General features: G+C 64.9%; 9 protein-coding genes. 1 reads left to right on the top strand and 8 read right to left on the bottom strand.

The features are described from left to right. Positions 1 to 180: 180 nt before the first annotated feature. From V7D81_RS07330 to V7D81_RS07300, 7 genes are all read right to left on the bottom strand, one after another. Positions 181 to 552, bottom strand: a complete 372-nt coding sequence (locus tag V7D81_RS07330; protein ID WP_324315493.1) for a cupin domain-containing protein — start codon at positions 550 to 552, stop codon at positions 181 to 183. 120 nt (positions 553 to 672) lie between these two features. Continuing rightward, entirely contained in the window at positions 673 to 1,386 is a 714-nt protein-coding gene (locus V7D81_RS07325) for an OmpA family protein (protein ID WP_324315492.1), read from the bottom strand. A 357-nt stretch (positions 1,387 to 1,743) separates the two neighbouring features. Next, positions 1,744 to 3,102 (bottom strand): GH1 family beta-glucosidase, encoded by a 1,359-nt coding sequence (locus V7D81_RS07320; protein WP_324315491.1) that lies wholly within the window; start codon positions 3,100 to 3,102, stop codon positions 1,744 to 1,746. Beyond that, positions 3,099 to 4,706, bottom strand: coding sequence for a sugar porter family MFS transporter (locus tag V7D81_RS07315; protein WP_324315490.1), 1,608 nt, complete (start codon positions 4,704 to 4,706; stop codon positions 3,099 to 3,101). The genes V7D81_RS07320 and V7D81_RS07315 overlap by 4 nt, the downstream gene beginning before the upstream one ends. 286 nt (positions 4,707 to 4,992) lie before the next feature. Then, complete coding sequence (locus V7D81_RS07310; RefSeq protein WP_324315489.1) at positions 4,993 to 6,276, bottom strand: cation:proton antiporter; 1,284 nt, start codon at positions 6,274 to 6,276, stop codon at positions 4,993 to 4,995. Between the two features lie 149 nt (positions 6,277 to 6,425). Then, entirely contained in the window at positions 6,426 to 7,916 is a 1,491-nt protein-coding gene (locus tag V7D81_RS07305) for a tryptophan halogenase family protein (protein WP_324315488.1), read from the bottom strand. Further along, complete coding sequence (locus V7D81_RS07300) at positions 7,916 to 8,881, bottom strand: hydrogen peroxide-inducible genes activator (protein WP_324315487.1); 966 nt, start codon at positions 8,879 to 8,881, stop codon at positions 7,916 to 7,918. Before V7D81_RS07300 ends, V7D81_RS07305 begins: the two co-directional genes overlap by 1 nt. Positions 8,882 to 8,949: 68 nt before the next feature. Here V7D81_RS07300 and V7D81_RS07295 point away from each other — a divergent pair, with 68 nt between their 5' ends. Next, positions 8,950 to 9,771: a polysaccharide deacetylase family protein gene (locus V7D81_RS07295; protein WP_324315486.1), complete on the top strand. Its 822-nt coding sequence runs from the start codon at positions 8,950 to 8,952 to the stop codon at positions 9,769 to 9,771. A gap of 64 nt (positions 9,772 to 9,835) precedes the next feature. On the opposite strand, the gene V7D81_RS07290 is transcribed toward V7D81_RS07295, so the two are convergent. Then, entirely contained in the window at positions 9,836 to 12,853 is a 3,018-nt protein-coding gene (locus V7D81_RS07290) for a glycosyl hydrolase family 28-related protein (protein ID WP_324315485.1), read from the bottom strand. Between the last annotated feature and the right edge of the window lie 126 nt (positions 12,854 to 12,979).

Below are 12,979 nucleotides of genomic sequence, written 5' to 3'. Positions count from 1 at the left end.
ATCTGGCCGGCGCAAAGGCAGGGTCCGCTTGAATTGCTTCGTCAAACAGACCGAAGCAAAGCAAAGAGGCCATCGAACCGGTCGCGAAGGAAGAGCACGCTGTCGGTGCAGTCCTGTGCCTTTCCGGTGCGGGGACGTTGACCGCGCGCACCATGGCAGCGCGTCAGCGCGGAGGGAGCATCAAGGTTCGTAGATCACATACAGCTTGCGGGCCGCTTCGAGCACTTCCCACGTGCCTTCGAAGCCTGCCGGAACGACGAAGGTGTCGCCCGCGCCGAATTCGCGCCCGTCACCGGCCTGGTCGGTGATGCGGATGCGACCTGCCGTCACGTGGCAGAACTCGTTCTCGCTATAACTGACCCGCCACTTGCCGGGCGTGCTTTCCCAGACGCCGGCGAAGAACTTGCCGCCGGCATCGGAAAAGACATTGCTGGTCTTCTGCCTGGGAGTACCGGCGAGCAGCCGATCCGCCGATGGACTCGACACGGAGACTTCCGGCGCCGTCTTCGCGAAATCGACGATGCTGGCGACGGCAGGACTGGTTTCGGTCATGACGATGTCCGCTAGACACATGGAGAGAAGCTCGACTCTAGAAGGGCTGCTGGTTGCTGGCTACTGGCCCGAACGCTGCGGACCGGCGCTCATGCGCCGGTCCTGTCGCGGCAGCGAGCGTCAGCGATTCGTCTGCGCGACGGCCGCTTCCGTGGTCGCGCTCAGCGGACGAATGGCCAGACTGACGCGCCGTTCCCACGCATAGGCTTCGACATCGTTCTGCGCCGCCGTGGTCAGGTCTTCGCCGTGCGCGGTCAGCTGGATCTGCTCCGGAGCGGCACCGCCCCGAATCAGCGCCTCACGAACCGCGTCGGCGCGCCGCAGGGACAACTCCAGGTTCTGCTCCGGCGTTCCGCGCGGATCGGAAAAGCCGTTGAGATGGACCACGAGCTGCGAATGCGCCGCGACGAGCTTGCCCAGTTCTTCGAGCTTCATCGCGACGTCGACATCGAGATCCGCACTGGCCGTACGGAACATCACGTCCGCGTGCAGCCGCTGCGCCAGCTGATCGAGCATCTCGTCGCCGCCGGTACGCTCGCTGGCCTTCGCCAGCGCGATGCGCGTGTCGATCAGCTCCCGCTCGAGTCCCGCCGCGCGATCTTCGAGCTGCTGCGCATACAGGTCTGCACGCTTCGCGGTGCCGATGCTGTCACCCATGATGCCGCCGACAAAGAGCCCGACGGCCGCACCGATCGGCCCGCCGACGACGGCGCCGATCGCCGCACCCGTGCCCATGCCGACACCCTCTTCCTTCGTGAACTTGTTTTCGCCCGCGTTCGCCACGCCGGAAGTCAAGGCGATGGCCACCGCACCGATCAGCACTTTCTTGAACATGATCTGTCTCCCACACCACTCGTCGTTGCAGCAGGTGACGATTTACCCGTGGGAGCTATTCAAGGCCCGGATGCGGACACAACACCGCAGCCCGAATGGCGCGGCGCGGATGCTTGATGGCGAATTGTGGCGGGGAAACCGGGAATCGGATTTCACACGGAGAGCACGGAGGGCACGGAGATCACGGAGATCGGAGATAAGAGAAGAAGAAGTTTCCACGGGGAACACGGGGGACACGGGGACAAGAAAACGATTTTTATTCCGGACCCCGTGTTCCCCGTGTTCCCCGTGGAAATTTTCTTCTTCCGATCTCCGTGATCTCCGTGATCTCTGTGTGAAATCTCTTTGTCCGTAGCCCTACTGGGAATCCGGCTGCGGCTGAGCGTGCAGCAACGCGCGGTACCACTGGCCGCTCTTCTTCACGGTGCGCTTCTGCGTGGCGTAGTCGACGTGGATGATGCCGAACCGCTTCGCGTAGCCCTGGGCCCATTCGAAGTTGTCCAGCAGGCTCCAGACGAAGTAGCCCTTCATGTTCACGCCCTGGCGAATGACATCGGCGACGGCAGCAATGTGCGACTCGATGTAGGCACGCCGCGATTCGTCATCGATGTGTCCGTCGACGACGTGATCCTCGTAGGCCGCGCCGTTCTCCGTGATGAAGATCGGCGGCAGCGTGTAGTCGCGCTTCAAGCGCAGCAATAGCGCAGCGAGACTCTGCGGCGCGACTTCCCATCCCATGTGCGTGACAGCCGCCGTGCTGCTCGATACGGGCGAGGCAGGATTGGCGCTGCTCGACACGGTCGGGTGGTAGTAGTTGATGCCGAGGAAATCGATCGGCTGGCCGATCAGCGCCGCGTCACCTTCCTGCACGACGGGCGCATCGGCGCCAAGGTGTTCGAGAATGTCGCGCGGATACTCGCCCTTCAACACCGCGTCGCTGTACCAGCGCACGAGCTTGCCGTCCTCGAGCCGCGCATGGAACGCATCGAGCTCCGAATCCGTGGCCGGCGATACGGGCGACATGTTGAGCACGATGCCGACGTCGGCCTGCGTTCCCGCCTGACGGATCGCCTGCATCGCCAGGCCGTGACTGACCAGCACGTGATGCGCCACCTGGTAGGCGACGCGACGGTTGCGAATGCCGGGCGCGAAAATGCCCTGCTCATGCCCGAGGATCGCGGTCACCCACGGCTCGTTGTGCGTGGCGATGGACGCCATCCGGTCGCCGAGACGACGCGTGACGACGTGCGCGTACTCCGCGAATCGCAGCGCCGTATCGCGCGCGAGCCAGCCTGCCTGCCGCTGCTGCAGTTCGATCGGCAGGTCCCAGTGATACAGCGTCGCGTAGGGCTGGATGTTGCGTTCGAGCAGGCCATCGACCAGGCGTTCGTAGAACGCGAGCCCCGCCTCGTTCACGGCGCCCGAGCCGAGCGGCTGCACGCGCGGCCACGAGATCGAGAACCGGTAGGCATTGACGCCGAGATCCGCGATCAGATCGAGGTCGGCTTCCAGGCGGTGATAGTGATCGCAGGCAACGTCGCCGTTGCTGCCGTCGACGATGGCGCCGGGCTGCCGGCAGAACTCGTCCCAGATGGAGAGACCTTTGCCGTCCGCACGCGCAGCGCCCTCGATCTGAAATGCGCTGGTGGCAGCACCCCAGATGAAATCGGACGGGAACCGGCGACGCAATTCGAGAAGGGAGCGATGCTGGGTCATTGAATGGATGGCGTAGCGGGATCTGCACTGCGTAGCGCATCCGTGCGATTCGCGCCCGTTCCGGCCGGCGTCATGAGCTCGCTTTCGAGTTCTTCGAGCGTGCGGCCCTTGGTTTCCGGGATGACGAACAGCACGAACAGGAACGCTGCGGAGGCGAAGAGACCGAAAATCAGGAACGTGCCTGCCGACCCGAACGTCGACAGTTCCCATGGAAAGACCAGCGTGACGCTGGCGCTCACGAGCGCGTTGAAGAAACCGGCGACGGAAATCGCTGCCGCGCGCTGTTCGTTCGGGAAGATCTCCGACAGCAGCACCCACATGACCGGCCCCAGCGAAATGGCGAACGAAGCCACGAAACCGATGATGGCGATCAGCACCAGCTTCGCGTTCATGGTCAGCGCTGCGGAAACGAACGACTGGCGGTGCGACTCGATCTGCTGCACGCCGACTTCACCCGCCACCGCGGCGACATATTCACGCTCGGAGTCATACGAGGCGCCATCCAGCGCGCGGAGCCCGGAAATCAGGGACTCCGGAACGCCCGCCTGCTGCACCGCCGCGATGGTGTTCTCGTTGACCTGATACGTCGCGCCGTTGAACGCCGCGCTGATCGTCAGCAGCGACAGCGCCATGCCGGCCACACCGACGGCAAGCAGCGGCTTGCGGCCGAGTTTGTCGATGAGCCAGATGGCGACGAACGTCATGCCCACGTTCACCAGGCCCACGAGCACCGCCTGGCGGAAAGCATCGTCCATGCCGCCGCCCGCCTGCGCGAAGATCGTCGGCAGGTAGTAGAAGATGGCGTTGATGCCGGTGATCTGCTGGAAGAACGCCAGTCCCAGCGCGATGACCATGATGAACCGCAGGCGGCTGCTGAGCAGACCGCGAAAGCCTCGCGACACGGGCTTCGCCGCGAGACTCTGGCGGATCTGCTGCAGACTCGTCTGCGCCTGATCGGCGCCGGCCACGCGCGACAGCACCTGCAGCGCCTGTTCGTCGCGCCCCTTCAGCAGCAGCCAGCGCGGACTCTCCGGCACGAACAGCAGCAGCGCGAAATACGCAAGCGCCGGCAACGTCTGCACGCCCAGCATCCAGCGCCAGTTGTGATCGCCGACGCCGAGCAGGAAGTAGTTGGAGAAGAACGACGCGGAAATGCCGATCACGATCATCAGCTGATTGAGGGACACCAGCCTGCCGCGCTTTTCGGCCGGCGAGATCTCCGCGATGTACATGGGCGCAATGAGGATCGCGCCGCCGACCGCCAGCCCGCCGACGATGCGCGCGATCACGAAGCCGGTGAACGTGGTCGCCGTGGCGGCCAGCACCGAGGAGACGACGAACAGCAACGCGGTACCGAGCAGCACGCCACGGCGTCCGAACCGATCGCTGAGCGGACCGGCGACGGCATTGCCCGCCATCGCACCCCAGCCCAGGCTGCTGACGGCCCAGCCGAGCTTCAGATCGCCCGCCGTTCCCGTGAGGCCGAAATAGTCGCGAATGAACGGCACGACCCCGGAGATGACCGTGGCATCGAAGCCGAGCAGAAAGCCGCCGATGGCGACCGTCAACGCGACGAATGCGATATTGAGCCTGCCGTGAGCCATGCGCGGATGGTTATGTAGTTCAGTTGTTCTCTCAACGGCGCTTCGGCCGAACCCTGCTGCGACAGGCCGTGAATCCAGCGATGAAAGCGCTTACAATTCGCTACGGAGTATTGGCAGGTCAACGGGTGGTGTCAAGGTCCGATCCCCTCCTCCGCGCAGCGGGAGGAGGGTTGGGGTGAGGGCCTCTTACTGTGGGGCCGGCTTCAGCCGGCCTCTTGCAGAAGTCAGGCTGAAGCCTGACCTACAGAAACCCCTGTCCTTCGATTCGACTCCATCCCAGGCGCGATCACGTCGGAGTCTCCAGCGCATTCAACTCCCCTCGCGCCCGCGCTTCCCGGCCGTAGACCCATTCGAACACCGGGGACGCCATGAGGGTGGTGACGATGGCCATCAGCACGAGCATCGAAAAAAGCGCCGGCCCGATGACGCCGGCCTGCAATCCGATGTTGATGATGATGAGTTCCATCAATCCGCGCGAATTCATCAGCGTGCCGATGCCGAGCGCCGTGCGGTTGTCCTGGCCGCAGAGTCTTGCCGCGGCCCAGCACGCGCCGAATTTCGCGAAGATCGACGCCGCGAGCACCGCCATCGCGACGAGCAGGAGTTGCGGATCGCTCACGATGGTGAGCTGGGTGTTGAGGCCGGAATACGTGAAGAACATCGGCAGGAGCACGACGACGGTGAACGGTTCGAGCGTCTTTCTCAACTGGTCGCAGAGCGCGCCGCGCGGCATGACCGTCCCCAGCAGGAACCCGCCGAAAACCGCGTGAAGACCAATGGCGTCCGCAACGAACGCGCTCAAGGCGAAGAGCATGAGCACGATCGACATCAGTGTCGGGCTCAACGGCCGGCCGAGCGCCTGCTCGCGCTCCGCCATGCGACCGAGCGGCGCCAGCAACCTGGGCGCGATGAAGATCATGACGACGGCGAAGGCGAGTCCGCCCGCGATGGCCGTGACCGCCACATGGGATCCCGCACCGAAACTCGCCAGTACGATTGCCAGCACGCACCACGCCGCCGCATCGTCGATCGCGCCCGCCGACAACGAGAGCGTCCCGAGCGCGGTATGACTCAGTCCGCGTTCGTGGATGATCCGGGCGAGCATCGGAAAGGCGGTAATCGCGATCGCGGCGCCCATGAAGAGCGTCGCATGAAATCGCGATGCCGACTCCGTGAAGAGCCCGGGCACCTGCATCAGCCACGGCGTCATCAGAACCGCCACCGCGAACGGCACGGCCATGCCGGAGACCGACACGGCCGCGGCATTGCGCACGTTGCTCTTGAAGTGATCGGTACGGAACCCGAGTCCCACGAGAAACATGTACAGGCCGACGCCGAACTGCGCTCCTACGTACAGCACGCCCTTCATGTCCGGCGGAAACACCAACCTCTGAAGGTCGGGCGCCAGCAGGCCGAACAGGGACGGCCCGAGGATCACGCCCGCAATCATTTCGCACACGACCTGCGGCTGCTTCAGATAGCGGGTGCCCAGCCAGCCGACGAGCCTGCAGATGGCCAGGATGAAGAACAGCTGCAGGAAGAACGCCACCGAAAGTTGCGCGATCGACATGGGGATCCCTGGTGAGAGGCCACGAAGGTCCGCCTCTGCGGGGCGGATCAGGTCGTGGCGGAACTCTTATAGAGGACGCTTCGCGACGTGCTCAATTGCCGGCCGATTGATTCTCGCTATCGCAAACGGTTGCAGGCGCGCCAGTTCGGTCAACGATGCCGGGCGGCAAGAAATTCCTCATGGGTCGGCAGGTGGCCCACCATGCCATGAATGGCGGCCTTCGCCGTCTTGAGCGCATTCGCGATACGCGCGTAGTCCAGATTGTCGACCCGCGGACAGTAGTGGCTGGGCTGGATTCCCATGCCCTCGAAGATGGCCTGCCAGCTCGTGCTGCGAAAAAGTTCGTCCGTCCCGTCGCGCAGCGCGCCGTGACGCTTGAACAGTTCGATGCGTTCGCGCAGCGAGTCCGGCAGAACGATCCGGCTGCACCATTGCCAGAACGGCGAGTCGTCGCGCGCCGTCGCGCAGTAGTGCAGCAGCACGAAGTCGCGGACCTCGGCGAAGTCCCCGACCATCCGTCGGTTGTATTCGCGCACGAGCGCGGGATCGCAGTCCCGATCCGGGAAATACCGCAGGAAGAAGTCGATGCCGCGGGCGATGAGATGAATCGAGGTCGCCTCCAGCGGCTCGAGAAAGCCCGCCGCCAGACCCAGCGACAGACAGTTGTGCTTCCAGAACTCGCGTCGATGACCGGTGACGAATGGAATCACCCGCGGCTCGTCGACGACGGCGCCGTCGAGGCTGCGGATCAGCGTCGCCTTCGCGGTCGAATCGCTGCAGAACCGGCTCGAATAGACATAGCCATTGCCGACGCGCTGCTGCAGCGGGATGCGCCAGCTCCAGCCCGACGCCTGAGCGGTCGCGCGCGTGTAGGGCAGCAACGGCCCGCGCCCCTCGCTGCGCATCGTCACGGCACGATCGCAAGGAAGGTAGTTCGACCAGTCGACGTGCTCGACGCCGAGCGACTGGCCGATCAGCAGCGCCTTGAAGCCGGTGCAGTCGATGAAGAAATCGCCGCGGATCTCGCGGCCGTCTTCGAGCACGACCGATCCGATGAAGCCGTTCTCGCGCTGCCTGACCTCGGTGACTTTTCCTTCCGTGCGCACCAGGCCGCGGGACTGCGAATAGTCGCGCAGGTAGCGGGCGACGAGTGCGGCGTCGACGTGCAGCGCGTAGTTCGCACCGCCGATCGGCGTGTTCGGCACCTTCGCGGGCGGAAAGAACCGGCTGTTGTCGGCCATGACGCTGCACGGCGAAAAATCCATGAGCGAGGACGTATCGCCCTGCGCGCGCGCCCGCAGCCAGCACTGATAGAAATCATGTCCGCCGATCGGCTGCCCGATCACACCGAAGGGATGAAAGTACGACGTTGCTCGCTGATGCCAGCCGATGAACTGGATGCCGAGTTTGTAGGTCGCGTCGGTCGCGCGGATGAATGCCTGCTCGTCGATCCCGAGCCGCTGGATGAGACCGACGAACGGCGGCACCGTGGATTCGCCGACGCCGATCGTGCCGATCTCCTCGGACTCGATCAGTTCGATTTCGCACAGCTCGCGCTTCAGGTGATGGCGGAGCATCGCGCCCGCCAGCCACCCGGACGTACCGCCGCCGATGATCACGATTCGCGTCAGAGGCTTCATCACCAGTCCCGATTCTCGATGAGCACGCCGGACGATCCGGTCTCGCGCATCGTGTTGTAGTTCCAGTAGGCCGCGCTGCTCGCCTGGATCGCGCGGCGCAGCAGATCGATCGCCTTGTGCCGCGGAAAGCTGATGCGCCACGCGAGCACGAGCGTACGCCGCGGCGCGGGCTCCTGAAATGGCCGGCTCACGAGCATCTGCGGCGCATACAGCGGCAGACTGGCGGCGGTCTGCGGAAGAATCGTCACGCCCAGCCGTGAAGCCACCATGTGACGCAACGTCTCCAGGGTGCTGCCGCTGACGCCGCTGCGCACCCATTCGCCCTGCGGCCGCAGTTGCGGAAACGCGGCCAGCACCTGTTCACGGAACGGATCGCCCTCGCCGAGCAGCAGCACCTCGGCAGGATCGAGATCGTCCGGTGCGATGGCGGTCTTGGCTGCAAGCGGATGACTGGGAGACAGCAGCAGGACGAACGGCTCGTCGAACAAGGTCTGCGCAACGACATCGGGTTCGTTGAACGGCGCTGCGACCAGAATCGCGTCGAGTTCGCCGCCGCGCAGCCTGGCAGTGAGGACCGGCAGCCTGTCTTCCTCGACGTAGAGGGAAAGACGACTGGCCGACTGCTGCAGCAGCGGAATGAACTGCGGCAGCAGGTAGGGGCCGATCGTGCCGAGCGTGCCCAAGGCCAGCGGCCCTTCCAGCTGATCGCGGTCGACCGCTGCGACATCCTTGATCGCAGCCGTTTGCTCCAGCACGGTATTCGCCATGGCCACGACGCGCTGGCCGATCGGCGTCGTCATCACGCCCTGCTTGCCGCGCTCGAACAGCGACACGCCCAGTTCGTCTTCGAGTTTCCTGATGGCGACGCTGAGCGTCGGCTGGCTGACGTTGCACTGCTCGGCCGCCCGGCCGAAGTGCTGTTCGCGCGCGAGCGTGACGATGTATCTAAGCTCGGTCAGCGTCACGCTCGCGGATCCTCTGAGGCTTTCGCTATGCTCGGCACGATTCCCACCCGCATTACCGGACGACGTTCATGATGCGCCAAATCCTCATCCTGGCCGCCCTGGGACTGGCGGCTGCGGCAACCGCAGCGCCCGCGGAGGATAGGCCTTTCGCCTGGCCGCGCGGAGCGCAAGCCGCCGTCAGCCTGGCCTATGACGACGCAGCGCCGTCGCAGCTGGATCATGCAATCCCGACGCTCGACCGTTATGGGCTGAAAGGCAGCTTCTACCTGACTTTGAGCAACGACACGGTCGCGAAGCGCCTGCCGGAATGGCGGGCCGCCGCCGCCAACGGCCACGAACTCGCGAACCACACGTTGTTTCATCAATGCTCGCGCTCCGTTCCGGGACACGAGTGGGTCACCGCCGACGACGATCTGGACACGACCCGCGTCGGACAACTGGCGGCGCAGATCCGGCTTGCCAACACGATGCTGCACGCGATCGACGGGCGCACGGAACGCACCTTCACCGTGCCCTGCGGCGATCTCAAGGCGGGGGGAGAGTTCTATCTGCCCGCCGTGCGCGCCGAGTTCGTCGCGATCAAGTCCGGCTCTGGCGCGGTCGCGCCAGACATGCGGACGCTCGATCCGTACGCGGTTCCCGTCGCAACGCCGTCGAACGTCACCGGCGAACAACTCATCGCGATCGTCAGGGAAGCCGCCGCGAAGGGCACGATGGCCAACTTCACCTTTCACGGCGTGGGCGGCGATCACCTCGCGGTTTCCGCCGAGGCGCATGCCGAACTGGTTCGATATCTGGCGGAACACAGGGACACCTACTGGACCGATACGTTTCTCAACCTCATGACGTACGTGAAGCAGGAGCAGGCTCGTCTGCGGGCGGTGCGCTGAAGCATCTGGCGTCGAACTCCCCGCCTCGCGATGAGCCGTCGAGCGGCGATGAGCTTCGACCGCATCACTCGCGTCCCTGAGCTGCGCCGACCCGCGATGCGATGCGTGCGGCATAGAGGGATGGGCCCACGCAAATGAACAGCGTGCGTCCGTCCTCGCCGCCGAACGTGAGTCCGTGGGGCCGCTCGGGAACCTGCAGGATCTCGATCAGCCGGCCGTTCGGGTCGTAGACGAAGACATGGCCATCGGCGATGTAGACGTTGCCGTTGCGATCGACCGCCAGCGATTCACCGCCCTGCTCGACGAACAGGGTCGGCGCGAGCCATTCGCCGTCTGCGCCGACCCGGGCCGAGAACGTCTTGCCGTGCCATTCGAGCGTGAAGTACGCGCGCTCGCCGGTACGCGCACGCGTCATGCCATAGGCGCGCAGCACGTCGTGGTCTTTCGTGCCCCAGCTCAGCAGGCCCTTGATGAAGTCCTCGCCGGCGGGAACGAAGGTCGTGCCGTCCGGCGAGACGTAGTGAACCGGACGCTTCGGCGATTCGCCCTTCGACACCTGGATGTCGTGGGTCCAGTAGTTCTGCGGAAGGATCACGTCCAGCCCGGCGCGATCCGCGGCGGCCTGGGCCTGCAGCGCCTGGACCGGGCGATCCGGATGATCCGGCGCCAGCGCGTAGACGGCGCCGGCATGGGAGATCACCAGCAGATTGCCGGCGCTGTCGGTGGCGAGATTCACGGGCTCCAACGGCGCGTCCGAGATTTCCTCGGCCAGCGGATTCGGCCAGGTCCAGCGATGGATGCGCTGGCGCTGCGCATCGACCGCGTAGAAGCGCCCCCGCCCATCGACCGCGCCGCCGGCCAGGCGCACGAAGCCGTCAGCCACTTTCTCGACGCCGGTTCCCGGTTCGAGCACGACCGAGGCGCTCACCGGATCCTGGGCGCGACGATCGTTCAGCGTCGCCGTCGCGAACTCGCGCTGCCGGATGTCGAGGCCATTCGCCGCATCGACCACGGCGCTGCTGAAATCCGCCTTGCTGTTGGTCCACCAGTGAAAGCCGCGGAAACGGATGTCGCTGGACTCGCTGACCCTGACCGCCTGCGGCGCCGACTGGCTGGAGCTGATGACGCGATAGATGAAGAGATTCGCCAGAGTGATGTTGCGGCTGCGGGAAATTTCCACGGGCAGCGCGAAGCCGCTTTCGCCGCGCTCCTCTTCGAGCTGCAGCGCGTAGAGATCCCAGTTGGCGACGCGATCCAGCTTCACTTCCGTGCGCACGTGATGCTCGCTCGACATCTGATAAACGCGCCCCGGCGTCGTCGTGTCCGTGACGAGCAATCCCGCCTGCGCATACGGCGTCGGCGTCCAGATATCGAGGAACGTTCCGCCGCCGCCCTGCGTGACCCACAGGCTCGGGTACTGCGAATCCCAGCGTCGTCGCGGGTCGGGATCGGCCGTCTTGTTGCTGTTGTAGATCGGCTCGGGCTCGCCGCTCAGCTGCGCCGTGCCGTGCCCTCCCAGAAAGCGCACGTCGTTCATCAGCGATTTCTCGCCCGACATCCACTTCACGGCGACGGCGCGCGGATTGACGCCGTTCGTGTAAACGCCCAGGCCAATCATGATGTTCGCCCCGCCGGGCGGCGCTTCGATCATCGCGACCGGCCCGCCGATGCCCTGAAACGCCGGCGTGTCGTCCGCAAGAAAGATCCGCACCGCGCCCGCGTGCAGTCCGATCAGCGCCGTGTCCGGCCGCAGTTTCAGCGTCTGCGAAATCCGATAGGCGCCCATCGGGAAATACAGCGCGCGATGACTGTCGATCGCCTGCTGCAGCGCATTCGTGTCATCGGCGATTCCATCGCCCCTGGCGCCAAGCGTTCTGACATCGACCCAGGTGCCCTGCGCAGGCAACGCGGTGAGGTCGCTCTCCACCGGCGGCGGCAGCGTTGCAAGCACTTCGATCTGCGATCGCGTCTCGAGTGCGAGCTGCTCCCTCGCGACGCCGGAGCCTTCGATGTGCAGTCCATGCGAGAAATTCGCGACTCTGTACGTGCGGCCCGGCGCGCGAATCTTCCTGCCGCTGGAACGGAACGTCGCGAAGACAGGCGCCTCGCGCGCGACGAGATTCTCGATATTGATCTGGTTGCGACTGTTGTACTCGTTACCGATGAGCAGCGCCGGGCCCGTGACGTGCTCGAGTCGCCCATCCTTGATCCAGAGCTGTTCGCCCTTCTCCGCGCCCATCGAAACCGCTGTCGGCACGTTCCGGAACAGCGGGCGGATCAGCGTCAGTCCGGCGGCTTCCGATGCGATGGCCGCCGTGCGCTGCCCTTCGAATCGCGTATCGATCAGGGTGTATTGCCATCCGGGCGAGGGCGTCTTCGTCATGATCCCGTACTGCCCACCCACGAACGCGACGTCTTCGACGACATTGCCGCCGTCGTGCACGCCAGCGAGGCTCGTGCCGACGTCGATCCGCAGGTGGGCGAGGAAGCAGTGCTGCGCGAAGGTCGAGCGGACCGCGACGGCCGACGGATTGCCTTTGCCCAGAACGATGTCGACGTTGCTGAGCGCCGAGTAGAACGTGCCGGGATTCGCATCGCGCGCCGGCACGCTGAAGTCGATCGACTTCGCCTGTTGCGACGCGGCCTGAAAAACGAACCCCGCATTGCCGGGATGACCGGGGATGTTGCCTGCAAAGTGGAACAGGTAGGCGGGCTCGCGCTGAAATCCCGGCGCACGGTCCGCCAGCAGGAATACCGGGCGTTTCCCGCCGTAGCCGATGACCCGGACGCCGGGCCAGATGCGGATCGTACGGCTCAGCCGGTAGCGACCCTCGGGAACGAAGACGATGCCGCGGATCGTTGTGGCGACAACGGTATCGATGGCCTTCTGCAGCGCGATGGAATCATCGCCGATGCCATCGCCATGGGCGCCGAATGCCTCCCGGGTGAGATAGACCGCCTTCGGATCGTCGGGCCGCTCCGGGTAGTACGAATCGGCATGCGTGCGATCGAGCGCCACCAGACCGAAAAGCAGCGTAAAAACAGCACGAAGCCCGACCAGGCGAGCCGCAGAAAAACCCATGACTGTGATCCGGTTGCGAAACATGGTTGCGTCATCAACAGATTGTCTTGCCATCCGCGCCGGCCCCATGCTAACGTAAATTTGTAAGCGCTTACATACGCGACAGAACAATCATCACGAGCCTCA

This window comes from Povalibacter sp., from assembly GCF_036735925.1.
Classification (GTDB): Bacteria; Pseudomonadota; Gammaproteobacteria; order Steroidobacterales; family Steroidobacteraceae; genus Steroidobacter.
This window is presented reverse-complemented; position numbering and strand designations above follow the sequence as displayed.